Annotated in this window: 22 protein-coding genes; 15 read left to right on the plus strand and 7 right to left on the minus strand. The window is 36.3% G+C overall.

Features of this window, described 5'->3' with window-relative positions:
- The first annotated feature begins 413 nt into the window (after positions 1-413).
- Both AEA09_RS07760 and AEA09_RS07765 read left to right on the plus strand, forming a co-directional pair.
- Positions 414-845, plus strand: coding sequence for a VOC family protein (locus AEA09_RS07760; protein WP_053583289.1), 432 nt, complete (start codon positions 414-416; stop codon positions 843-845).
- A 481-nt stretch (positions 846-1,326) separates the two neighbouring features.
- Positions 1,327-2,211, plus strand: coding sequence for a gluzincin family metallopeptidase (locus AEA09_RS07765; protein WP_053583290.1), 885 nt, complete (start codon positions 1,327-1,329; stop codon positions 2,209-2,211).
- Positions 2,212-2,524: 313 nt separating this feature from the next.
- On the opposite strand, the gene AEA09_RS07770 is transcribed toward AEA09_RS07765, so the two are convergent.
- Positions 2,525-4,129 (minus strand): ABC-F family ATP-binding cassette domain-containing protein, encoded by a 1,605-nt coding sequence (locus AEA09_RS07770; protein WP_053583291.1) that lies wholly within the window; start codon positions 4,127-4,129, stop codon positions 2,525-2,527.
- Positions 4,130-4,400: 271 nt separating this feature from the next.
- On the opposite strand from AEA09_RS07770, the gene AEA09_RS19885 reads away from it, so the two are divergent.
- The 4 genes from AEA09_RS19885 (at position 4,401) to recQ (ending at position 8,924) form a co-directional block, all read left to right on the plus strand.
- On the plus strand, positions 4,401-4,538 hold the full coding sequence (locus AEA09_RS19885; protein ID WP_156312090.1) for a hypothetical protein: 138 nt from the start codon (positions 4,401-4,403) through the stop codon (positions 4,536-4,538).
- Between the two features lie 86 nt (positions 4,539-4,624).
- Positions 4,625-5,827 carry an MFS transporter gene (locus AEA09_RS07775; protein WP_053583292.1) on the plus strand — a complete coding sequence of 401 codons (1,203 nt, stop codon included), beginning with the start codon at positions 4,625-4,627 and terminating at the stop codon, positions 5,825-5,827.
- A gap of 227 nt (positions 5,828-6,054) precedes the next feature.
- Complete coding sequence (locus AEA09_RS07780) at positions 6,055-7,155, plus strand: serine protease (RefSeq protein WP_053583293.1); 1,101 nt, start codon at positions 6,055-6,057, stop codon at positions 7,153-7,155.
- Between the two features lie 8 nt (positions 7,156-7,163).
- Positions 7,164-8,924 (plus strand): DNA helicase RecQ, encoded by a 1,761-nt coding sequence (recQ, locus tag AEA09_RS07785; protein ID WP_053584654.1) that lies wholly within the window; start codon positions 7,164-7,166, stop codon positions 8,922-8,924.
- A gap of 133 nt (positions 8,925-9,057) precedes the next feature.
- On the opposite strand, the gene msrA is transcribed toward recQ, so the two are convergent.
- The gene (gene msrA / locus AEA09_RS07790) at positions 9,058-9,579 is read right to left on the minus strand and encodes a peptide-methionine (S)-S-oxide reductase MsrA (RefSeq protein ID WP_082332592.1); all 522 of its coding nucleotides are present in this window, start codon (positions 9,577-9,579) and stop codon (positions 9,058-9,060) included.
- A gap of 195 nt (positions 9,580-9,774) precedes the next feature.
- Between msrA and AEA09_RS07795 the strand changes: the two genes are divergently transcribed.
- Positions 9,775-10,725 carry an LCP family protein gene (locus AEA09_RS07795; RefSeq protein WP_053583294.1) on the plus strand — a complete coding sequence of 317 codons (951 nt, stop codon included), beginning with the start codon at positions 9,775-9,777 and terminating at the stop codon, positions 10,723-10,725.
- A 74-nt stretch (positions 10,726-10,799) separates the two neighbouring features.
- Positions 10,800-12,005 (plus strand): AI-2E family transporter, encoded by a 1,206-nt coding sequence (locus AEA09_RS07800; RefSeq protein WP_053583295.1) that lies wholly within the window; start codon positions 10,800-10,802, stop codon positions 12,003-12,005.
- Between the two features lie 45 nt (positions 12,006-12,050).
- Here AEA09_RS07800 and AEA09_RS07805 read toward each other — a convergent pair whose 3' ends face one another.
- Positions 12,051-13,214: an aminotransferase class I/II-fold pyridoxal phosphate-dependent enzyme gene (locus tag AEA09_RS07805; protein ID WP_053583296.1), complete on the minus strand. Its 1,164-nt coding sequence runs from the start codon at positions 13,212-13,214 to the stop codon at positions 12,051-12,053.
- A 245-nt stretch (positions 13,215-13,459) separates the two neighbouring features.
- On the opposite strand from AEA09_RS07805, the gene AEA09_RS07810 reads away from it, so the two are divergent.
- Positions 13,460-14,272, plus strand: a complete 813-nt coding sequence (locus tag AEA09_RS07810) for a hypothetical protein (protein ID WP_053583297.1) — start codon at positions 13,460-13,462, stop codon at positions 14,270-14,272.
- 52 nt (positions 14,273-14,324) lie between these two features.
- Here the strand turns inward: AEA09_RS07810 and AEA09_RS07815 are convergent, their stop codons facing one another.
- Positions 14,325-15,116, minus strand: a complete 792-nt coding sequence (locus tag AEA09_RS07815; protein ID WP_053583298.1) for an enoyl-CoA hydratase/isomerase family protein — start codon at positions 15,114-15,116, stop codon at positions 14,325-14,327.
- Positions 15,117-15,481: 365 nt separating this feature from the next.
- On the opposite strand from AEA09_RS07815, the gene AEA09_RS07820 reads away from it, so the two are divergent.
- Positions 15,482-16,357 (plus strand): tyrosine-type recombinase/integrase, encoded by an 876-nt coding sequence (locus tag AEA09_RS07820; RefSeq protein WP_053583299.1) that lies wholly within the window; start codon positions 15,482-15,484, stop codon positions 16,355-16,357.
- Between the two features lie 48 nt (positions 16,358-16,405).
- Here the strand turns inward: AEA09_RS07820 and AEA09_RS07825 are convergent, their stop codons facing one another.
- The 3 genes from AEA09_RS07825 to AEA09_RS07835 form a co-directional block, all read right to left on the minus strand.
- Complete coding sequence (locus tag AEA09_RS07825) at positions 16,406-17,260, minus strand: transglutaminase family protein (RefSeq protein WP_053583300.1); 855 nt, start codon at positions 17,258-17,260, stop codon at positions 16,406-16,408.
- 61 nt (positions 17,261-17,321) lie between these two features.
- Positions 17,322-18,287, minus strand: a complete 966-nt coding sequence (locus tag AEA09_RS07830; RefSeq protein ID WP_082332593.1) for an alpha-E domain-containing protein — start codon at positions 18,285-18,287, stop codon at positions 17,322-17,324.
- Positions 18,241-19,731, minus strand: coding sequence for a circularly permuted type 2 ATP-grasp protein (locus AEA09_RS07835; protein WP_053583301.1), 1,491 nt, complete (start codon positions 19,729-19,731; stop codon positions 18,241-18,243). The genes AEA09_RS07830 and AEA09_RS07835 overlap by 47 nt, the downstream gene beginning before the upstream one ends.
- 1,164 nt (positions 19,732-20,895) lie before the next feature.
- On the opposite strand from AEA09_RS07835, the gene AEA09_RS07840 reads away from it, so the two are divergent.
- The 5 genes from AEA09_RS07840 to AEA09_RS07860 all read left to right on the plus strand — a co-directional run bounded on the left by AEA09_RS07840 (position 20,896) and on the right by AEA09_RS07860 (position 23,464).
- Positions 20,896-21,852: a tyrosine recombinase XerC gene (locus AEA09_RS07840; RefSeq protein ID WP_053584657.1), complete on the plus strand. Its 957-nt coding sequence runs from the start codon at positions 20,896-20,898 to the stop codon at positions 21,850-21,852.
- 152 nt (positions 21,853-22,004) lie between these two features.
- Positions 22,005-22,154 carry a hypothetical protein gene (locus AEA09_RS07845; RefSeq protein WP_053583302.1) on the plus strand — a complete coding sequence of 50 codons (150 nt, stop codon included), beginning with the start codon at positions 22,005-22,007 and terminating at the stop codon, positions 22,152-22,154.
- 198 nt (positions 22,155-22,352) lie between these two features.
- A complete protein-coding gene (locus tag AEA09_RS07850; protein ID WP_053583303.1) occupies positions 22,353-22,508 on the plus strand; it encodes a hypothetical protein in 156 nt (51 codons plus the stop codon).
- 1 nt (position 22,509) lies between these two features.
- Positions 22,510-22,659: a hypothetical protein gene (locus tag AEA09_RS07855; RefSeq protein WP_053583304.1), complete on the plus strand. Its 150-nt coding sequence runs from the start codon at positions 22,510-22,512 to the stop codon at positions 22,657-22,659.
- Between the two features lie 211 nt (positions 22,660-22,870).
- Positions 22,871-23,464 (plus strand): P-loop nucleotide/nucleoside kinase family protein, encoded by a 594-nt coding sequence (locus AEA09_RS07860; protein ID WP_053583305.1) that lies wholly within the window; start codon positions 22,871-22,873, stop codon positions 23,462-23,464.
- The last annotated feature ends 41 nt before the right edge of the window (positions 23,465-23,505 follow it).

Here is a 23,505-nt window from a genome sequence, read left to right on the forward strand (position 1 = left end):
AATGTAAACTGACATAATTGGACCCATTGTGTCTGATCTTTAAATCGGTCCTTCTTCAATTGAAACACCTAATTGATTAAAATATTCTACTACATCTGATAATACATCCTCAGTAATCAAACACAAAACAGCACTTCCTGACGTTGCATTTGCAGCATTCAGTTCAAACTCTTTTCCTACCTCATGTCGATTTACTTTCTGTTGCCCAAAAACTAAAGCTTTTCTTCCTTCTCGAAGCGTAAAATTCCAATGATATTAGTAAAAAAGTTAGGAATTATATAATAACATAACTGATGAATAGAGGAAGTTGACTTTTTCTCTCTGGATATTAGTAATTTAAGTTATATTATAGTAAGAGGTAATTCTTGAAAAATACAGAATTATTACAATAATAATAGAAAGGTGGTATAAAAATGAATAGAATAAATCTTATTACGCTAGGTGTAAGAGATATTAACTTATCTTTAACTTTTTATAGAGATGGCTTAGGTTTTCAAACATCAATGACCGAGGAAAGCCCAGGTATTGTTTTCTTTAATAATGCAGGTACAAAACTCTCCTTGTATCCTTTAGAGGCGTTAACAAAAGATATTAATGAAAAAGAATCGCCAAGCAAACAAGGATTTTCAGGTATTACTTTAGCGTACAATGCTAAGTCAGCAGAAGAAGTTGATGAGATCATGATGAAGGCTGAAAAAGCTGGAGGCACAATTGTTAAAGCACCAGAAAAAGTTTTCTGGGGAGGGTACAGCGGATATTTTTCTGATCCAGACGGTTACTATTGGGAAGTCGCATACTCAGCGGACTGGAACTTTGATCAAAATGATATGTTGATTATCCAATAAAGATAAATCAAATACAAGCAGTATCATAAATAAGGGAACTCCAAATTATCAGGAGTTCCTTTTAGTTCTATAACACTCACCTATGTTAACAGTTTTATCTGTTTGCATTATTCGGGACAAGACAAAATCTGAATTGAATTTTGATATTTTTTCCCGCTATCTGTATTAAATTGGTAGAACTCCATTTTATACACTACTTAATACATATAATAGTTCTTAATTCTAGATAAAACTCGATTGCGTGAATAAATACGTTACAGCAAAATAATATAAATAGTTAATTTGTTGTTTTAATCGAGTAAAACAACATTAGATTGATTAAAGTACAATAATAAACAAGTAGGAGAATTGGTATACAAACCAACCTCTGCTTTTATTTGTATGATTAAATAATTGTTATTTATATTTTAATATCTAAAAATAAAACTTTTGGATTTAAAGTTCGTATTAATTGGAAAATACTTATTTTTCAGGAGGTAATATGTTTAAGTTTAGAGGCTTCTTCCTTATATTATTATTCTTATTAACATCCTGTACGCAGGATACAGTTGTTCCAAAAGAAAAAGTACAAAAAGAAAAACTTGATGATAGCATTGTGGTTACAGCAGATGGGAAAATGACCTTTAAGATTATTAATTCAATAAAGGTTCCACAAGAAAAAGTAGAATCAATAAAAGAAGAACTTCTTGATGCCTATGATGAAATTCAACATTCAATTCATACGGCATATGTTCCATCTGAGACAATAAATGTATTTCTCAATGAAGGAAATCAAGTATCATGGGGATTGAAATCAAAAATCATTCTTTATGGCATTAAGGAAAATCAATATCCACTTGTCCATGAGCTTACACATTCTTTACTTGGTTATGGCAATAATTTTGATTCAAGCAGTGGCTATTTAACGCAAGAGGGTTTTGCTACGTATATGGGAGAAAAGTATGAAAAATCAAAATCAAATACCCATAAGCTTATGAAGTATTTTATCGATTCAAACAAATTAATACCAATTAGCAAGCTGATTGATTTAAATCAAGACGATGCCTATTTTCGCCCAGCACTTACAAACCAAGAAGAGTACACCCTTCAATGGATGAGCTATATTCATTCAGCTTCTTTTATTACTTATTTAATTGACACTTATGGATTAGAAAAGTTTGAACAGATATACAACGAAGAGGACTTGGCTAAAAAAATTGAGGGAGTATACGAAAAAAATGTTAGTGAAATCGAAAATGATTGGGTAATTTTTATTAAAAATAGTCAAACGGAACTAACATATGAAGACAAAATAAAAATGGGATCCTTTTTTACTACTACTTCAGTTATTGATAAAATAGATCCGAAATTTTTTACAGAAGAATAATTTTTTTATATATAAGAATGTATGATTCTATTTAACTTACGGATAGCTTTTGTTATATATTCGATTTGCGAGATATCTATTTAATCTTTTAGTAAACAGCCTTTACAATTTTAAAAAGTTACTCAATGATGAAAGGCATTATATGTATCAATTGCTTCAGTGAAGGGATGTATATTATTGTGAGGTTTAAGAAAACGAAAAATTCCAGTAGTTGAGAATTTAATAAACTAAAAATAAGAAGCTACTCGAGATGAGTAGCTTCTTTAAATGTTGATTTATCAATTTTTAAATTACGTTTTATTGAAAGAACGACTTATTTTAAACCTTGTTTATCTTTCCAATCAAGGAACTCATCGTAAGTCAATTGTTTATCTAAAATTGAACCGTCTTCACGGATTTCGATGACACGGTTTGCAATTGTTTGGATGAACTGATGGTCATGAGATGTGAAGATCATAGCGCCCTTGAAGCGGATTAAGCCTTCGTTTAGTGCTTGAATTGACTCTAGGTCAAGGTGGTTCGTAGGCTCATCTAGTAAAATAACGTTTGCAGTAGCAAGCATCATTTTTGAAAGCATACAACGAACTTTTTCGCCCCCTGATAATACAGAAGGTGATTTTTTCACTTCTTCACCTGAGAATAGCATACGTCCTAAGAAACCACGTAAGAAGCTTTCAGTTTCATCATCAGGTGAATATTGGCGTAACCATTCTACTAATGATTTCTCTGAACCTTGGAAGTATTTATCGTGATCATTTTCAAAGTAACTTTGAGTTGTTGTCACGCCCCATTTGAATGTACCAGCATCTGGTGTTCTTTTTTCCATTAGGATATCAAGAAGAGCCGTTTTTGCCATTGGGTTACCAAGTAAAATGATTTTATCATCTTTGTTCATCGAGAAGCGAATATCTTTAAATAGTGTTTCGCCTTCGTTAGTTGCTGTTAAATCTTCAACTGTTAACACGTCATTACCGATTTCACGACCAGTTTGGAAGTTGATGAATGGATATTTACGGCTAGATGGTTTAATGTCATCAAGTTCGATTTTATCCAACATTTTTTTACGAGATGTAGCTTGGCTTGATTTAGAAGCGTTCGCAGAGAAACGAGCAACGAATGCTTGTAGCTCTTTAATTTTCTCTTCTTTCTTCTTGTTTTGGTCTGCCATCATTTTTTGTGCTAATTGGCTAGACTCATACCAGAAGTCATAGTTACCAACGTATAGTTGGATTTTACCGAAATCAAGGTCCGCGATATGCGTACATACTTTGTTTAAGAAGTGACGGTCATGGGATACGACAATAACTGTATTTTCAAAGTTAATTAAGAATTCTTCTAACCATTGAATTGCTTTTAAGTCAAGGTGGTTGGTAGGCTCATCCAGTAATAGAACGTCCGGCTTACCAAATAGAGCTTGTGCTAATAAGACTTTGACTTTGTCAGAACCTTCTAGGTCAGCCATTAGCATGTAGTGAAGCTCGTCGCCAATCCCTAAACCACTTAATAATGTTGCTGCTTCTGATTCAGCTTCCCAACCATTTAGGTCAGCGAATTCACCTTCTAATTCAGCAGCACGCATGCCGTCTTCGTCAGAAAAATCTTCTTTAGCGTAGATAGCGTCTTTTTCAGCTTTTACTTCCCAAAGACGTTTATTCCCCATAACTACTGTATCTAATACGTTGAATTCATCGTATTCGAAGTGATTCTGTCTTAAGACAGAAAGGCGTTCATCTTTGCCCATTGATACATGGCCTTCTTGTGCCTCGATATCACCAGCTAAAATTTTTAAGAATGTCGATTTACCAGCACCGTTTGCCCCGATCAGGCCGTAACAGTTTCCTGGTGTGAATTTAATATTTACGTCGTCAAATAATTTACGGTCGCCATAGCGAAGACCTACATTACTTACTTGGATCATGTAAGTTCCTCCTTTTTTTCACAATGCTTCTAGTATAGCATGAATTACGTTGCATAGTCTATTAACATTACTACATCAAGGTTTTTAGTCTTTGACATTATTAATGTCCATAAACTAGTATCTACTTAGAGTACACTACTACTTTTAACCAAATAGACTATCTCGAATATATTGATCCAACCTTTTTAAAACTCAACGTTAAAGGGGGATTTTTCATTTTTATTAAATGATTAGTATAGCAGAGTAAGGTCATACTAGTTGAAGGGAGTTAATGCAAGCAAAATTGAATCTTCACAAGAATAAAATATGTAAACTTGAAATAGCTGAGAAAGCAATAAACGGGGAATTTTGTGCACAGGGATTAAGAATAGTAGTTAGAGCAGATAATGATGTGGAAGCGGTTTTATGAAAATCAGAGGTCTGTCGATTGTTTACGTTAGCAAAATGTGATTTAGTTTAATAAGGAAATTTGGGCTTGGAAAGGTTTTAGATCCTATGAGAAACAAACAATGGACAGTTTCAATGATACTGATTGTCGTAAGTATTTTCTTTGTCGCCCTAAATACGCGACCAGCTGTAACAGCTATTGGGCCACTTTTCAATGTATTAATGGAGTCACTTCAAGTATCCAATACGCATATAAGTTTACTCACATCGATTCCAGTGTTTTGTATGGGGCTATTTGCTCCGTTAGCAGTACCGTTGCAAAAAAGGCTAGGTACAAAAGGGTCGATTGAACTTCTACTTATCATTATTGCAATTGCAAACGGATTACGTTTTGTTGAAGAAAGCTATTCTTTACTGGTCGTGACAAGCTTTGCGGCTGGCTTTGCAATAGCGATTATTGGCCCTATTTTAAATGCTTATATTAAGGATAAATTTCCTAGTCGATTTACGACTGTTGTTGGTGTCTATTCATTTGGTATTGGTGCAGGGGCAACATTAAGCGCCGGTTTGACCGTCTCAATCTATAATGCATTTGATAAAAGTTGGACGATTGCACTTGGTGGTTGGGTCGTACTAGCCATAATGGCATTAGTTATTTGGCTACTATGGGTACCAAAAGAGCAAGTAGGGAAGAAAGAAGCGACAATAACCAAACATGACAAAGTACGAAATCCGTGGAAGAACGGGCATGCATGGATGATGCTTATATTTTTCGGGTTACAGACGGCATTGTTTTTTGCGTTGATGTCATGGTTACCAGCAATGCTACAAGACAAAGGATTTACACTGGTAGTAGCAAGTGCGGTGCTAACGTTTATGTCTATTGTGCAATTGGTCGGTAATATCACCATTACTATGTTGATGGAAAAATGGTCAAATCGAATTGCTTGGCTTCTGTCTTTAAGTGCACTCGGCATTGTTGGCTTTGTATTATTATGGATAGGCACTGGTTATATGGTGTGGTTTGCAGTATTCATTATTGGCATAGTACTTAGTGGCTTGTTTCCAATTGGCTTGTTATTACCGCTTGATGAAGCGACGAATAATATGGAAGCGAATAGCTGGTCATCGATGGTGCTGTCAGGTGGCTTTATGATAAGTGCTATACTTCCACTGCTTATTGGCGTCTTGTATGATAAAACAGCAAATCATAATATTACGTACGCCATTTTTATCATCTTCATGATAGGTATCATTGGCATTACACTACTCCTAAGAAAAAATAAAAATGTGAAGCATGCTACAAAATAGTAGCATGTTTTTTTTGACGTAAAAAATATGCAAAACATTATTAATTTGAGTATTTTGTCATGTAAAAGGATGAGATATTGAATGAATTTATGGGTGGAAAGATTCGTAGTGAATGAATGGGAATATTTAATTACAAATAATAATATTATGTAAACTTGAAACAGATGAAGTCCTTGTATATTATAAGGAGTAAGAAAAGAAGTTTAAAAGAAAGTTTTGGTGAACGTATGCGAAAGAAAGTTTTAATGATTGGCGCTACAGCAGTCTTTTTAGCAGGTTGTGGCGATCAAACAGTCGCTGAGATGCTAAAAAATCAAAAAAAAGAAGTAAAAACAGAACAGGTCAGCAAGCAGGAAGAAACAATTGTACCTGAAGTGAAGATCATCGGGGAAAATGGTGTAGGGGCTGGGATTATCGTAAAAAAAGACGATTCAACGCTCTATATCGTCACAAATGGTGCTCTAGTTGCTTCTAAACCGACAGCGCTTATACAATTTAGCAATGATAAGTTAGTACAGGCAGATGTACATTTTATGTCGACCGCACATAACATTGCGGTTTTGCAGGTGAAATATAAGTCTGTGGTTAAAGTGCCGACTGTTTACAATGGGGACCTACAAAATTTAGCTGTATATGTAGACGGACTACCATATACGGTTGAAAAGTATGCAGATAAAGTGGCAGCATACTATGTTGATGCGGAAGAAGTGTTACCACTTGGCAGCCCAGTGATGGAGGAATCAAGCGGAGAAATCGTTGGGGTTTATTTTAATCGTCAGCAGCAAGGTGTAGCAGAGCCATACATATTACCATTGAAGGATATTGTGACGTTACTTGATGAATGGATTACTGAGGGTATGAATGCTAAGGAACGTCTAGCACAATCGAAAAACTTGTATCCATATATTGAAAAAGGGGACAAGGAGGCAGTGAAGCAAGCAGTCGAAAAATTCGGTAAGGATGTTTTTGCTTATAACGCAGATGAAGTGAAAATATTTATTGACTTGTTCCAAGAGCATCTAAGGGGTGCGGTGATTGAAAATGATGCGACTGTTATGGAGAGTATCACGGGAGCAGAAGATTTACAACATACATTGGATGCCATGGTGGCTTATTATGCGTCTAAAAATGCAAAAATCCAATTTTCGAATACAAAGGTGAAGAGCATTGATATTGTAGGACAAAACATTGCAGTTCGAGCAAAGACTGAGTATGTTTTAACGAATGCAGCTGGCCAAGAAGCACTGGCCAATTCGACGATTATTTATGAAATCTTCAAAAATGCTGAAGGTGAATACAAAATGATTCGTTTAACGACTGAGGAGTGAGAAAAATGATGGAACAAGCAAGACAAATGCTACAGCATCACTTCGGTTACGATGAATTCCGTACGGGGCAAGCGCAAATAATCGAGCAGACGCTAACGGGTCAGTCTAGTCTTTGTGTTATGCCGACTGGTGGTGGGAAATCTATTTGCTATCAAATTCCTGCATTAATGTTAGATGGTTTAACGATCGTCGTCTCGCCGCTGATTTCACTTATGCAGGATCAGGTAGAGTCATTACGTGCGGCTAATATACCGGCAGCCTACATTAATAGTACATTGACGGCACAAGAAGTGAATGAAACGATGCAGCTAGCAAGTGCTGGTTATTTGAAGCTCTTATATATTGCGCCAGAACGGCTGGAGAGCACGCAATTTTTACAGGCGCTCTCTTATTTACATGTGCCACTTATTGCCGTGGACGAGGCCCATTGTATTTCGCAGTGGGGGCATGATTTTCGACCGAGCTATCGTTCGATTCAAAAGCTCTTTACATTATGGCCGCAAAAACCAACTGTTCTCGCATTGACCGCAACAGCGACGCCAGCCGTCTGTGATGACATTCGTCAATTGTTAAGTATTGCCGAGGATTCAGCAGTTATAACTGGATTTGCACGTGAAAATTTAGCATTTTCAGTACTAATAGGAGAAAATAAAGAGCGTTTTATTAAAAATTATGTGGAAAAGAACAAAAATGAGGTCGGTATCATTTACGCTGCAACTCGAAAAGCGGTGGACGCGCTATATGAACTACTAACTCGTTTTGGCGTGTCTGTTGCTAAATATCATGCTGGATTATCGGAAGAAATGCGTATGTCTGAGCAAGACCGCTTTTTGAAGAACGAAGCACGAATTATGGTAGCAACAAATGCGTTTGGAATGGGTATAGATGCGAGTAACGTACGCTTCATTATTCATTATCAAATGCCACGTAATATGGAGAGTTACTATCAGGAAGCGGGCCGTGCTGGGCGAGATGGCTTACCAAGCGCGTGTCTGTTGCTGTATGCATCTGGAGATGTGCAGACACAGCGTTTTTTAATCGAGCAAACGCAGGATGAAACACGGATTTCACAAGAATTAGCTAAATTACAAACGATGGTAGATTACTGTCATACAGAAGGGTGTCTTCAAAATGCCATTTTAACGTATTTCGGTGAAGTTCCTGAGGAGCCATGTGGTCGTTGTAGTAATTGTAATGACGGACGTGAGGTAAATGATGTAACAACTGATGCACAAAAGGTTTTAGCGTGTGTCGTTCGAATGGGCCAAAAATTTGGGAAAACGATGATTGCACAAGTGTTAGTCGGCTCGAAAAATCAAAAGGTGCTTGATTTTGGCTTTACTAAGCTATCGACATACGGCATTTTAAAGGGCCAATCAGTAAAAGATGTATCGAATTTTATTGAATTTTTAATTGCAGAAGGCTTGCTTGCCGTTAAGCATGGTACGTTCCCAACAATTTATGTGTCTGAGGAAGGAAAAACTGTGCTAATGGGCGAACGGACGGTACTAAGAAAACAAGCTGTAACCGTACGAAAGCTGGCAGAAAATGATCCGTTGTTTGAGCATTTACGATTGCTACGTAAAGAAATTGCTGACGAAGAACGAGTGCCTCCATTTGTTATTTTCTCGGATAAGACGCTACGAGAATTATGTGAAAAAAAACCAGCAGAACTAGAAGGTATGCGTTTAATTAGTGGTATTGGGGAAGTGAAGTTCGAAAAATATGGAAAACGTTTCTTTGAAGCGATACATGCTTTTACGGAATAAGCTACTTAAAGATTACTTTTCACAGCCAAGGCGTTGTATTGTAAGTTAATGTTTATCTCGATTTTTCAGTAAAAAGAATAAAAATTAAACCTTCGTAAAGTATGGATAACATTTTACGAAGGTTTTTTTAATTTTATTTTTCCCAGTGTGTTGTAATAAACTCGTCACGACCGGAAGTCGCACGGTCTTCTTTATAATGATCAGGCTCTTTTTTATAGTAGTCTTGATGATAATTTTCCGCAGGGTAAAAGTTTTGAGCATCGCGAATTATGGTTACAATAGGCTTATCGAAGCGGCCACTTTCAGCGAGTTTTTCTTTCGATGCCTCAGCAATGCGTTTTTGCTCCTCTGTATAAGTGAAAATCGCAGTTGTATAGGAATCACCTCGATCTTGGAATTGGCCAAATGCATCGGTCGGGTCTATTTGCATCCAGTAAATATCAAGCAATTTTTCATAGCTGAAAATTGCTGAATCAAATTCAATTTCTACAACTTCTAAATGTCCAGAAGTACCTTTTTTGACATCCTCATATGTAGGGTTTATTATATGGCCGCCCATATAGCCGGATGTTACCTTATGTATACCGTCCCATTCAACAAACGGCTTCACCATACACCAAAAACAACCACCTGCAAACGCAGCTTTTTCAATCATTCGATTCATCCTCTCTATCGTGAAAATATTATAGCACTTTTTTCACTAAATTTATGGCATTTGGGTGTAAAATATCAGATAGGTATATATTACGTTGTAGTAGAATTTCATAAAGACTCATTTTGTCAGCGAACTTGAAACTTAACTTGCTATGAAGCGTTATATAACTATAAAAAAATAGAGGTGTTTGTAGCTATGGAAGAGCAAGAATATACAAGACGCTCAGAACGTCCCAAAAAACGTCGATTGCGAAAAGGACGTACATTTTTCATATTTTTATTACTGTGCGTCATTACAGTAGCTGTATATTCGGTGGTACAATATAGAAACGGCTTTGAACTGGCTAGTGGCACGAAGGTAGCACAAGAGGACTTTACCGGAGATGCAATTGAAGGCAGTATTGAAAACTATTTATTACTTGGTATCGATACACGTGGGGAAGAGCAATCGCGAACGGATACGATGATGCTACTATCATGGAATAAGGATACGAATGATATAAAACTTGTCTCATTTATGCGTGATATTTATGCAGACATACCTGGCTATCAATCGTATAAGCTTAATACAGCCTACTATTTAGGAGGCGTCCAATTACTAAAGGATACGCTTGGTAATATGTTCGGTTTACCGATTCATCATTACGCACTTATTGATTTTCAAAACTTTGAGTCCCTCGTTGATATTTTGGCGCCAAATGGTGTAGAGATTGAGGTCGAAAAGGATATGTCTGAGAAAATCGGTGTGACGTTGACACAAGGTGTGCACAGATTAAACGGTCAGGAATTACTTGGCTATGCACGTTTCCGTCAAGATGCTGAAGGTGATTTCGGACGAGTAGCTCGTCAGCAAAAAGTGATTGAAGCGTTAAAGGATGAAATATTAGCCCCTCAAAACATCTTGCATTTACCAAAATTCGTCGGTGCTGCACAAGGTTATGTAACAACCGATTATTCATCTGCAGGCGAAATTCTACAAGTGTTAAAGATGTTGTCGAAAGGGAAAATAACGATTGAAAAAGCAACTGTGCCGATAGAGGGTAGCTATAATTTCCAAAACTTTAGCCACGCTGGTTCTGCCATTGTGATTGATATAGAGGAGAATAAAACTTTCTTGCGTGAATTTTTAGGGATTTCCTTGGATTGATGCTTCGCAAAAGTCAAGTTTATCCTGTAATATAAAGGTAGTGTTGTTTAGAGCAATTGTATTGGGGTGAGAGTATGGAGCAAGAAAAAAGACCTAGAGAAGAGACGAAGCTTTTCTCTACTAAATTTATTCGTTTTTTAGGCGGGAAAAATTTATTATTTACACTTATTGTTTTAGTACTACTTGCATGTGTTATTTACATGTATGATAAGGTGTCATTCATATTCACCCCGCTTAAAGTATTATTTGAAGTTGTTATTTTACCAGGGGTACTGGCTACTATAGCGTACTACTTGCTACGGCCATTACTAGGAGTGTTAGAAAAATGGCGAATACCGCGAATTTGGGGCATTCTCATTTTGTATATTGCTGTTATTGGTTTAGTGACATTATTAGTGTTACTCGTTTATCCATTTTTACGCGATCAATTTATGAACTTAGTGCAAGAGTTCCCAGTGTACTTTAAGGATTTAACGCAAAACATTGTCAACTTCATTAACAACTCTCGTATCACGGAGTATTTAGATAAATATGGAAGCGATTATGATCGTGTAATCGAAGATTTTACAAATGGTATGGTGGATACCGTAAAAGATACTGTGGCGAATTTAGCGCAAGGTGTCGCTACTGGAGTTACAGGTCTTGTGTCAACGTTAACAGGTATTGTGCTATCACTTATTACTGTGCCGTTTATTTTATTCTATTTATTAAAAGACGGGGAAAAATTACCGAAGTTTGTATTGAAAATTTGCCCGCCACGTATGCGTTCAGGCTTACAAGAAGTAATGCACGATATGGATAAGCAAATTAGTTCATATATTCAAGGACAGATTTTAGTATCCATGTGTATTGGAGCAATGGTTACGATTGGTTTCTTAATTATCGGTATGAAATATGCGCTATTATTAGGGTTTCTTGCGATGATTACAAGCGTTGTGCCGTACTTAGGACCAGTTATTGCGATTACACCTGCTGCTATTATTGCACTTGTAACATCCCCGTTCATGTTGATTAAATTAGCGATAGTCTGGACAGTTGTGCAACTGATTGAAGGAAAGTTCATTTCGCCACAAATTATGGGGAAATCACTGAGTATTCACCCGATTTCAATTATCTTTGTACTTCTAACGTCAGGTTCGCTATTCGGTGTTCCGGGTGTAATTCTAGGGATACCGGGCTATGCGATATTGAAGGTACTGGTTACACATCTATTTAAGCTCTTTAAACAGCGTTACAACCGCTATGAGGACGCAGAGGTACAAAAGTACGATATTAAGTAAAAGAAAACAGCTACCGCGCAAAGCAGTAGCTGTTTTCTTTATATATTAGAGCGTAACGTTTTTTAAGCGATCTACAGCTTCTTGTAATACATCTTTTGGTTGTACAAGTGCTAGACGAAGATAACCTTGTCCAGCGGTACCAAAGGCTGTTCCTGGTACGGTTACAATACCAACTTGTTCGATGAGCTTGAAAGCGAAATCTGTGCAGTCTACATCATACGGGTACTTTGCCCACACAAACATCCCACCATCAGATGGCGCTACTTCCCAACCGATGTCACTTAAGCCGCTCATAAGTGTTTTATGGCGCTCTGAGAACGTTGTGCGTAAGCTAGCAGTAATTTCTTCCGCGTTGTCTAAAGCCATAACAGCGGCGTCTTGAATTGGTTCAAATATACCAAAGTCTAAATTTGATTTTAATTGCTTTAAGATAGCAATCATTTCTGCATTCCCTGCAATATAGGCGATACGTGTGCCAGCTAAGCTAAAGCTTTTCGATAATGAGTTAATTTCCATACCGACTTCTTTTGCACCTGGTACAGCTAAGAAACTAATTGGACCTTCACCTGTAAAGTAAAACTCAGAGTACGCCGCATCATGTAAAACGATCACATTATATTTTTTTGCAAAGGCAATTACTTTTGCAAAATAGTCTAAAGAAGGCATAGCCGGTACAGGATTCCCTGGCAAGTTCAAAATAAGTAGTTTTGCTTTATGTGCAATTTCCTCAGGGACAGCGTCTAAATCTGGTAAGAAGTCGTTAGCAGCTGTCTGTGGCATATAGTAGGGTGTTGCGCCAGCTAAATGGATACCTGCATCATAGGCAACGTAGGCTGGGTTTGTCGAAAGAACGATATCACCGGGGTCACAAAAAGCCATTGGTAAATGCACTAAGCCTTCTTGAGAGCCCATTGTTTGAATAATTTCTGAAGCGGGGTCTAAATCGACATTACTACGACGTTTGTAATAACGGCTAACGGCATCATAAAAACGCTGTGTGCCTGTTAATGTGTAGCCATATGACTCAGCAAGATTAGCTCTTTGTGATAGATGCTCGCGAATTTTGTCATGAGGTGGAAGATCAGGGCTACCTAAGCTTAAATCAATCATAGACATACCTTTAGCTTGTTGTTGTTTGGCAGAATTTTTTAAATCCCCAAAAATTGCTGGTGTAAATAAAGACATTTTTTTCGATGGTACGATTTTCAAAATAGTACACTCCTTACTAGTACATAACAGAATAATAGTAAATATTCTATCATACTAAAGCAAAGAAAGGGAAAGTAATAATAAAAAAAGAATATACAATTTTTAATAGGAAAAACAGTGTAAATATTTTAAAATGTGAGGAAATACAGCTAAGAATTAACGAAAGCCTGTAAATTACCGAAAATGTGACGGAAAAATAGTAAGAAATTCTGCTATCATAAAGTTAAGGGAAGGAGAGGTGACAAATGAAAGTATGTTCATTAAGTGGTGCAAGTGGGACAGGGAAAAGTACGAGCGCTTTGGTGTTTGCACATAAGGTAGAGCTTGATGCGATTATTGACGATGGTTTACTTATTGTAAATGGCGTCAAAGTCGCTGGTATTTCAGCGAAATTTGAAAAAAACACTATTACCGCAGTTCGTCGTGCTATTTTTTCAGATAATAAGCATTGTGAGGAAGTCAAAAAGGCACTTGATACATATAAGGTACAATCTATATTACTTATTGGTACATCTGATAAAATGACAAAAAATATTGCACAACGATTAGATCTCGGTCCAATCGATACGTTTTATTATGTAGAGGATATACGTTCACAGAAAGAAATACAAAAGGCTCGGTTTGTGCGAGGGACACAAGGGAAACATGTCATGCCGATACCGTACCGACAAGTGGAACAAAACTTTTTTAAAAGACTTATTCAGAGAGGGAAAGAGATTTTCTCACCAAAACGCGAGAAAATTGGAGAAACGACAATTGTTCGTCCGGATTTTCAACAAGAATATATAGATATTGAAAAGCAAGTATATGTTCAGCTGATTACATATTGTTGTGCACAAGAAGCGATCGTTAATAAGGTAGAGCATGTACAGTTTTTAATGGAGGAACATGTGCAGACCAACATTATCGTGCAGCTAAAAATGCCGATAGACTATATACTAGTAGATCGACTAAAAAGTATGCAAGAAGCGGTGCAACAATCATTTTATCAGCATTTTGGTTTTGAGTTAGATGCCATTAATATTCAGATAAAATCAGTTGAAAAGAAACGAAAATAATAAAAAACATGTACTCTGCTCGCTAAGAAACGAATAGAGCACATGTTTTTTATTATGGTTGACGCTTGAAAATAGGTTGACGCTTTTCAACAAAGGCTTGGCATCCTTCTGTAAAATCGCTACCAACGAATGGTGAAGAGCCTTCCCAAAGCTTCGGCACGCTATCGACACATTCTTGTACGGATTGTTTTACTGCTAGTAAAGAGTCTGGTGACATGCCAGCAACAAGCTTCCCCATACGAATCATGTATTTATTTAAGTCTTTTTCAGCGACTAAATAGTTGAGCATGCCTAGTTTAAATGCTTCTTCTGCTTTAAACATACGGCCTGTAAACACCAAATCCTTAGTTGTAGAAGGGCCAACGAGCTGAACTAAGCGCTGAGCAAACTTGTTATTTAACGTAATGCCTAATTTACCAACTGGTATACCTAATTTCGTCTTTTCAGAGCCGATACGGATATCACATGCTAACGCGAGTTCTAAGCCAGCACCCATCGCTGGACCATTTATTACACCGATAGTTGGAATTGGTAAGCGTTCAATCGTCGAAATCGTTTTTTCCATATGTACAAAAGCTTCTTCAGCTTTTTCCAACGATATCGAGTTGAACTCTTTAATGTCTGAACCAGCTGAAAAGTTTTCACCAGAGCCTCGTAAAATCAACACTTTATTCTTAGGGTTTTCTAGAACTTGCAGCGCAATTTGTGCTAATTGATCCCACATATTCGCTGTTAAAGCGTTTTTTGCTTGCGGACGGTGAATCGTTATAATGGCAAGCCCAGCTGTTTCTTGATAAATAATCTTTGCATCTTCCGCTTCAAGTCTTGTCGTTCTTACTTGCATAATTGATATACCTCCCACATTAAATTGATAAACATATTATATAATACAAAAGTAAATAAACATTAAATTAAGCGAATCTTCATGTAAATCCGGCGTGGTTTACGGAAAAAATGGTTGTTTTAAGAAATTGTAATACGAAAGATACTCGGCAAATTACTATTGTACTAAAGGGAAATGTGTGAGAAACTACATACGGAACTTTTGTTCTTCGGATGTCATAAGGGCATTTTGATGCAAGAAGCGGTTGATGTAGATTAATTACAGATTAACCGACATTAAACTTAATAAAAATATAGACTATACACGCATCCAGTTTAATATAAAATAATAATAAACCACGCACAGTAAATAAGGAGGGTATATTAATGGTATCGATACAAAATGCATTGGATAGTTATTTGTTATTGCTAACATCATTGAAAAAGAGTGCTGCTACAAAAAAGCAATATTATTTAGTTGGACAGCAGTTTTTGGAGTTTGCTCATAATAAAAACATCTTCCAGTTAGATGAGCAATTTAAAGAATTGATATTTTTATATACTAAATACTTGCAAGAGACGTATGAAAATGTTAATACATACAATCATAAAGTTGCCACAATTCGAAGTTTTGTGGACTTTTTGTTATTACGCGAGTGGGTGGAACCGTTTGATTATGAGGCAATTTTACAACCTAAAAAAAGAGTGAAAGCACCCTTAAAAGTACTGACGAAGGAACAATTAGTAAAGATTTCTGATGTGTGGCCAACATATTTTCAATATGCGAAAACTGAGGATCATTTATGGCTGGCAAGACGTAACGGCTGTATTGTACAGATGTTATTGGAAACCGGGTGCAAACCAGCTGAGCTTGTTCATATGAAATGGGCGCATATCGACGAACCGGTGAGTCAAATTAGACTATCGAATCATAATGGAAGACGTGCGTTGAAGATATCAACTATTTTATTGGAAATGCTACTTTATTATCGGGAAGCAACAGAGGAAATACATCAAGAACCTATTGGGGAGTGGCTTTGGGTGAGTGAGGCAAGCCAAGTGAAACCAATTACGACAAAAACAGTAGAACGTATTTTCCAAACGATTTCAAAAGAAGTTGGAGAGACTGTACGTGCGACGGATATACGCTACACAGTAATGCAAAAGGCGTTACAAAGCGAGAATGCACTCGAAAATATCCAGCAGCAAATGGGTTATGTACGAAAATGGGTACTTACAGAAAGAGGAAAGCGTTTCGAATGAAAAAAGTGCAGTATTGGCCTTTATTACGCCTATGCCTGCACTTTTTTATTACAGATAATTTAATGCTTTGACACTTACTTTGACTGTTAAATCATGTTTTCCACCTGTGTAAACACCCTCGACGGGACTAACATCTGCAAAATCACGGCCAATGCATAAAATAATGTGGTTCTCTAGTACTTCAACATTATTCGTTGGATCCAACCCAACCCAACCGATACCAGGAATCATAACTTCTACCCAAGCGTGTGTTGCAATATCTCCAATTAAGGATGAGTTTTCATCGACGTATAAATAGCCACTTACATAGCGAGCCGGGATACCCTTAGCTCGTAATACAGCAATCATGACATGAGAGAAATCCTGGCAGACTCCTCGTTTCAATGCAAAGGCCTGGGTTGCTGTCGTTGAAATGTCCGTTGCTCCTGGATCATACTCAAAAGACGAATATAAATACTGCATTAAATTAAGCGAAAAAAGCACTGGATTTTCTGCATGGCCAATAGCATGGTAGATCTCATTTAACTGGTTATCTGTCACATACGTAAAGCTTGTTTTCTTTATATATGGTAAATAGTGCTCATAAAATAATTGCGAGTGGAAAATTGTCTGCATTTCAGGGGAATAATGAATGCGATGAATGAATGGCGCCCTCTGAATACTAACAATGGATGTCGATTGAATTTCAAGCTCCTTGTGCTGCTCTGGGATGTAAAAAGTTCCGACTGTATTGCCCCAAATATCTAGATGTTCACGAGTGAGTGAGGAAGGCGTAATCGCAATACGATATGATAATAATCGCTGACGTTCATCTCCACGAGGCTTTAAACGAATTGTATTTAAACTTTGATCGACTTCAGATTCATAGTTGAAAATATTCGTATGTTGAATCTCGAATTTCATCGTGTCCGCTTCCTTCCGGCTATTGACTAGCGTGTTGAAAGGGACCTGTTCATTGTTCCTTTCAGTGCTGTTCGATAGGTTCATATAAATGATAAATTGTTTCAAATGCACGACTGAGATCAACGCATTGGAACAATCTTTCCTCCATTGACAAAATAGCTTCTTCTATTGTTATCGTCAATAAATCAAATTTCATGATAGCAAATAATAAAGCTTTTAAGGGATTATTTAGTTCTAGAAAACGAATGGATAAGTGATCTTTTTCGATATTCATTAAAGCCTCCTCTATTTTTTTTAAGCAAAAGGCAACAGAACGAGGGAAGTGTTCATCATGCAATAAATAATGAGTAACACCAGTCAAGTTTGTTTGTCGATGTTTCCGTAGGTACGATTCAGTTGCTCTCGACAAGTCAAGTAAAAATGCCCCGTCCGCTTCCTGTAAAGAAACATTCAATTGCTGTTGATGCTCTAGCGTAATGAGCGCAATTCGAATCGTTTTTTCCGCACGCTCTAGCCATTTCCCAACTTGAATTAAATAAAAGGGTAAATCTCGGTCCATCGAGCCTTCTATTAATCCTGTAACGGTCATTGAAGTTTTTCGTACATTTTGTAAAAAATAATTCAGAGACATTAGCGGAAACGGTTTTTCTCGATCTGTGATTTCCTGCTGTAAATATAAATAAAAGGCATTTTGTAGTTCCCATAACTCAATAGGGATGCTATCTCTTGAAATACGTGCATTTTCACGAACGGCATATAGAGTAGTGAGTAATGCATTGCTATTTGTTTCAGAGAATAATAAGTAATCAATTAACGGATTTACCCGAATATGATCATTATACGAAGCATATTCTTCCTTGGAAGCACAAATATCTAAAACTGCCTCCCAGTGATCAATATACTCATTATCTTTGCCTGATTGTTCTAGCATATTTAAAAGCTGTACTTGTAATATATGTGCATTGTTTTCTGTTCGTTCACTATACCGTGCCATCCAGTACAGTCCATCCGCTACTCTGCTTAGCATGCTGCGATTCCTCCTTTAGTATCCATGTATCTTTTGCGCCTCCACCTTGTGAAGAGTTGACGACGAGGGATCCTTCTTTTAATGCAACACGAGACAAGCCGCCTGGTAATACGTAAGTGTCATCTCCCTTCATAACATATACACGTAGGTCTATATGACAAGGATAGAAGCGTCCATCCTGGTATGCAGGGGCACGTGATAATTGAATTGTCGGCTGCGCAATATATTGATGTGGATTTTCTAATATTTTTTTACGGAATAACATGATATCTTCTTTACTTGCTTGGGGGCCAATGAGCATATCGTAGCCTCCAGATGCTCCGACATTTTTAATCACGAGCTCTTGGATATGTGTGAGCACCCACGCTAACTGCTTTTCATCACTTAAATGATATGTTGTAACATTTTCTAAAATTGGTTCCTCCTTTAAATAGTAGCGAATCATATCTGGTACATAAGCATACATTGCTTTATCATCAGCTACTCCGTTGCCAATGGCATTGAGTATGGAAATGTTACCAGCCTTATAAGCATCAATCATGTTTGCTACACCTAGTAAAGAATCAGCACGAAAAACAGTTGGATCTAAGAAATCATCATCAATACGGCGATAAATAATATCAATTTGTTCGAGCCCATAAATTGTTTTCATATATACTTTGGCATCTTGTACTACTAAATCTCGCCCCTCCACAAGCTGAATGTTCAATTGCTGCGCTAAGAAAACGTGGTCGTAATAGGCTGAATTATACATACCAGCCGTTAATAAAACGGCTTTTGCATCGGAATGTGGATCTAAATTTCGAGGGCGGTGTGCAAGTAGGACCTCTTGCATATGCGCCATTTGTTTTTCAAGTGAATGAATTGAGTGTTTTGAGAAAAATTCAGGGTATACTTCCTTCATCACATGTCGATTTTGGAATACATACGACATGCCAGAAGGGTTACGTAAATTATCTTCAAGAACACGGTACACACCATTTTCATCTCGAATTAAATCAATGCCTGCTAAAAATATATGATTATTATTTGGTACTTGCACACCCAGCATTTCCTTATAGTAGTAGGGATTGTTTTCAACGAGCAATCTTGGTATAACACCATCTTCTAAAATGTATTGCTCATGATACACATCATGTAAAAAGCGATTCAAAGCTTCGACGCGTTGTTTCATGCCCGTTTCAATTATCACCCACTGTTCATGTGGAATAATGATTGGTACAAAATCAAACGGCATTGCGCGTTCGGTACCACCTTGTGCACCGTAAACCGTAAACGTAATTCCTTGTCTTAGGAAGCTTGACTGCGCTTGCTGGTGCTTTTCTTCTAGCTGTTCCTTTGAAAATGCGCTTAATTTACGATGGAAGGACTGGTAATGTGGTTTCGGTTGAATACCATCTAACATTTCATCAAAAAACAAACCAGATTCATACAATTTAACCATGTGAATCGCCTCCAAATTTAAGAAATACAAAAAATGTTGCACTAAAAACTAATTACATAAAAAAGAAGTACACGAATTGCCAATCACTAATTTATTGCAAGCATATAAGCTGGACAAACAAACAAAATGTGGTTTAACAGATGTAAAGATATTGCACACTTTAGAAATGTTAGATGTGTCTACTCGACAGAAAAATGCGACATGATGATTTTTTGAAAGCAATGCCATCTTACGAAAAAAAGAAACATTATTTTTGTAAGTGACGAAAACTTCGCTTCCAATTAGAAACAGCGGAGGACTAGTAACTACTTGAATCAATTATTGTTCAATTTAACCATAAAAGGTATTTAGTTAATCGAAATGAAAAGTATATAGTAATTGGAAAATAATATATAGCCAAGTAATACATATGCCATTTAATTGAAAAATATTACAAAATCCAAAAAAATCCCACGTAAGCTGTGAGACGATTCGAACTGCATAACCACCCGTCCATGCGATTTTCAGAACGTCTCACTGCGTTTTTTATGTTAATAGATTTAAATATTCGTTTTTTCGATGAAATATACGTATAAGATAGAAAAAATAAATATTACAAAGAAAATATTAATCAAATACTAGAAAAAGATAAAAATAATATTATATATATTTAATATTATGAATTTTAAGAGTGGCAAAGGAGGGTATTTATATTGCAAATACATTTATTCGTAAGATGGAAGTTTAGAGGTCCGAGATTTTAAATCGGAAACAAATTTTCGGGTCATTACTTTTTTTTACAGTTACGATGTTCATTGAAGTTGTTATTTTTTCAGTATGCGCTACAGAATTTCTGAAGTATCTAATAGTAGCATCTAGTGTTGTATTTGCTATTAGACCTCCTTTTAAAGTACCGAAATCAAATATAAGTGATGTAAAACGTTTAACGATGTTCCTCCACATAGGGAAGGGGTTCTTTGTAACGGGTTTGTTATATTACTTCTTATGGTGAATCGACGTAAAAGACTATTTTCTGAGGTAAAAGAAAATAGTCTTTTTTTATTTTCTATCACAAGAACATTTGTTCTATATAGTGAAAAAGGACATTTTTTTGCAATAAGGTTCCCAAATTTATATTTGGGAACCTTTTTTCGTGGTAATATAGAGAGTATAGAGGTGATTTTCATGCAAAAGAAACAACTCCCGAAAATAATAAAAGATTTCCTGGTGTATTTAACGACGATTAAAGGGAAATCTCATCGTACGAGAAAAGAATACGAATACGATTTAACACTTTTTTTTCGTTTTCATTTGGCTATGCAAAACGATTTAGAAATGGAACACATGTCGGAAATAGATATTTCTACTATTACAATAGAAGCAATACGAGAAATAACGTTAGAAGATTTGTATTTGTTTATGGAATATTGTGAGGTGCAGCGCAATAATTCCGCATCAGCAAGAGCGCGAAAAGTAGCTACATTAAAATCGTTTTTTAAATACATAAAAGGGAAACGACGATTAATCGAAGAAAATCCGGCTGATGAACTTGAAACGCCCAAAATAGGGCGTAAGAAGCCGATTTACATGAATTTAGAAGAGGCAACACAGTTTATCGAAGGAATTCAGCCAAATAGTGCCTCACCACGTAATTACTGCATGATGATGTTCTTTTTAAATCTCGGTATCCGTGTAACCGAACTGTGTAATTTAAATAAGTCATCCATACAAGGTCGCTATTTAACGGTTGTTGGAAAAGGAGACAAAGAACGTATTGTCTATTTAAATGATAGCTGTATACAAGCTCTAAAGGCTTATGAAAACAGCGGGAAGCATGCTTATACAGGTATTGGTGACGAGCCGCTATTCGTTTCTCAAAAAGGAACGCGATTAACTCGTCAAACGGTTGCTAAAATTGTGAAACAAATTAACAAGCAATCTGGTTTGCAGAAGGATCATTTAACTCCCCATAAACTACGTCATACATCAGCGACAATGATGTACAAGGCAGGGGCGGATATACGTAGCTTGCAGCATATTTTGGGGCACTCAAGTGTTGCAACGACACAAATATATACGCATATTGAAGATGAAGAGCTACAACATGTAATTGAAAAAAATCCATTTAATATTGTGAGATAGGGCGACTACAAAGAAGTTGTAGGCCCTTTTTCAATTGGAATATTTAGATAATTCTATAAAAAACAATTGACTTACACATCTATCTGTTATATATTATAAACAACTTTAAATAACTGTTATAATACAGTTTGAAACAATGAGGAGGGGTTTTTATGTCAATGTATCGTGATGGGTATGAATTTTACTGTGAGATGTGTGAGCGTTACGGAATGGAGCCGATTTCGTTTCGTTATTATGTAATCCAATTATCGCATGAGCAACTTTCTGCATATAACGTGCGAGCAAAACAATTAGGCGTGTAAAATGATGATTGTTAGGATGTGATTATTACGAAAGCCGATCTGAATATATTATAAAAGCCCAGCCCTTATAATTTAATGGACTTGGCTTTTATATGCTAGCAAGAAATCCCAGACTATTTATTGACATAGTATCTTCTCTGTTATATAGTATTTATACAAAACAATATCTGTTATAGTACAAAGAAATGAGGAATCCATATGACACACTATCGAGAAGGCTTTGATTTTTATTTAGAAAAATGTGCACAGTTTGAGTTAGAGCCGATTAACTTCTATTATTATGTGAATCAGCTATCTCAAGATCAATTAGAGTATTACAATGAAGCTGCATTACGATTGAAGGGAAGTTACTAAGATGACAGATTATCAAAAAGGCTATGAATTTTACCTCAAAATGTGCGAAAAGCATGGGCTGGAACCTATTAATTTCCACTATTATATCTTGAATTTAACACAAGAACAGTTAGATGCGTACAATGAACAGGCAATTACATTAGGAGGTTAAATAGAATATGAAATATATTAGTCGATTGTGAAATGCCTTACTGCCAACATGGACAGTAAGGCATTTCACATTTTTTTGGAAAGGTATCTAACGTGATTTGTAAATGATATATGAATTAAATCCAAAATTGGATAGTTCTTTTATCTAAGACTCGTGGTAGTATAAGTAAGTAATTCTAAAATAAAGGAAAAGTTAAATGGGGGTCTATAGTATGACGCGGCCAAGTGTAATTTTCGTCATTGGTGAGGCAGGGGTAGGAAAAAGCGCGGTTGGTAAAATAATTGCACGTGAAAAAAACTATACGTATCTTGATAAAGATACAGCAACTATTAGTTTGACAGAACAATATCTCGGAGAATCTTCACCAACGAAAAATAAACATGACCGAGAGTCCGCATTTTATCTAGATACAGTGAGACCACTTGAATACAAAACAATATTAGCATTAACACTAGAAAATATAGAACTTGGTAATAACGTCGTTTTAACTGCCGGATTTGAACTGGAAATTTCAGATGAAAACTGGCTACATACCAATCTAGATGTGATGAAAATTCGTGCGCTAGCTGATCTCAAGGTTGTCTTGGTAACAGTCGATCAACAAACACTGTTAAATCGGTTAATTACTCGTAATGAGCTACGTGATACTTGGAAATTAAACAATTGGGATGCCTATTTAAAACAAGTAGCTGCCATGAAAATTAAATGGAATGATACAGACTTCACAAATCTTAATTTTGATAATAGTGATGCACTTCCAATTCTTTATAATATAAAAGTAAATAACCTAATTAAAACACTGTGAATTTTTATACTTAAGAAAAACAGATTGAGCAAAAGATTATT

This window comes from Lysinibacillus contaminans, assembly GCF_001278945.1.
GTDB classification, from domain to species: domain Bacteria; phylum Bacillota; class Bacilli; order Bacillales_A; family Planococcaceae; genus Lysinibacillus; species Lysinibacillus contaminans.

What these genes read in the sequence shown, in the direction of transcription:
- AEA09_RS07760 (WP_053583289.1), top strand. Translation starts at nt 414, where the DNA reads ATGAATAGAATAAATCTTATTACGCTAGGTGTAAGAGATATTAACTTA.
- AEA09_RS07765 (WP_053583290.1), top strand. Translation starts at nt 1,327, where the DNA reads ATGTTTAAGTTTAGAGGCTTCTTCCTTATATTATTATTCTTATTAACA.
- AEA09_RS07770 (WP_053583291.1), bottom strand. Translation starts at nt 4,129, where the DNA reads ATGATCCAAGTAAGTAATGTAGGTCTTCGCTATGGCGACCGTAAATTA.
- AEA09_RS19885 (WP_156312090.1), top strand. Translation starts at nt 4,401, where the DNA reads ATGCAAGCAAAATTGAATCTTCACAAGAATAAAATATGTAAACTTGAA.
- AEA09_RS07775 (WP_053583292.1), top strand. Translation starts at nt 4,625, where the DNA reads ATGAGAAACAAACAATGGACAGTTTCAATGATACTGATTGTCGTAAGT.
- AEA09_RS07780 (WP_053583293.1), top strand. Translation starts at nt 6,055, where the DNA reads ATGCGAAAGAAAGTTTTAATGATTGGCGCTACAGCAGTCTTTTTAGCA.
- recQ (WP_053584654.1), top strand. Translation starts at nt 7,164, where the DNA reads ATGGAACAAGCAAGACAAATGCTACAGCATCACTTCGGTTACGATGAA.
- msrA (WP_082332592.1), bottom strand. Translation starts at nt 9,579, where the DNA reads ATGATTGAAAAAGCTGCGTTTGCAGGTGGTTGTTTTTGGTGTATGGTG.
- AEA09_RS07795 (WP_053583294.1), top strand. Translation starts at nt 9,775, where the DNA reads ATGGAAGAGCAAGAATATACAAGACGCTCAGAACGTCCCAAAAAACGT.
- AEA09_RS07800 (WP_053583295.1), top strand. Translation starts at nt 10,800, where the DNA reads ATGGAGCAAGAAAAAAGACCTAGAGAAGAGACGAAGCTTTTCTCTACT.
- AEA09_RS07810 (WP_053583297.1), top strand. Translation starts at nt 13,460, where the DNA reads ATGAAAGTATGTTCATTAAGTGGTGCAAGTGGGACAGGGAAAAGTACG.
- AEA09_RS07815 (WP_053583298.1), bottom strand. Translation starts at nt 15,116, where the DNA reads ATGCAAGTAAGAACGACAAGACTTGAAGCGGAAGATGCAAAGATTATT.
- AEA09_RS07820 (WP_053583299.1), top strand. Translation starts at nt 15,482, where the DNA reads ATGGTATCGATACAAAATGCATTGGATAGTTATTTGTTATTGCTAACA.
- AEA09_RS07825 (WP_053583300.1), bottom strand. Translation starts at nt 17,260, where the DNA reads ATGAAATTCGAGATTCAACATACGAATATTTTCAACTATGAATCTGAA.
- AEA09_RS07830 (WP_082332593.1), bottom strand. Translation starts at nt 18,287, where the DNA reads ATGCTAAGCAGAGTAGCGGATGGACTGTACTGGATGGCACGGTATAGT.
- AEA09_RS07835 (WP_053583301.1), bottom strand. Translation starts at nt 19,731, where the DNA reads ATGGTTAAATTGTATGAATCTGGTTTGTTTTTTGATGAAATGTTAGAT.
- AEA09_RS07840 (WP_053584657.1), top strand. Translation starts at nt 20,896, where the DNA reads ATGCAAAAGAAACAACTCCCGAAAATAATAAAAGATTTCCTGGTGTAT.
- AEA09_RS07845 (WP_053583302.1), top strand. Translation starts at nt 22,005, where the DNA reads ATGTCAATGTATCGTGATGGGTATGAATTTTACTGTGAGATGTGTGAG.
- AEA09_RS07850 (WP_053583303.1), top strand. Translation starts at nt 22,353, where the DNA reads ATGACACACTATCGAGAAGGCTTTGATTTTTATTTAGAAAAATGTGCA.
- AEA09_RS07855 (WP_053583304.1), top strand. Translation starts at nt 22,510, where the DNA reads ATGACAGATTATCAAAAAGGCTATGAATTTTACCTCAAAATGTGCGAA.
- AEA09_RS07860 (WP_053583305.1), top strand. Translation starts at nt 22,871, where the DNA reads ATGACGCGGCCAAGTGTAATTTTCGTCATTGGTGAGGCAGGGGTAGGA.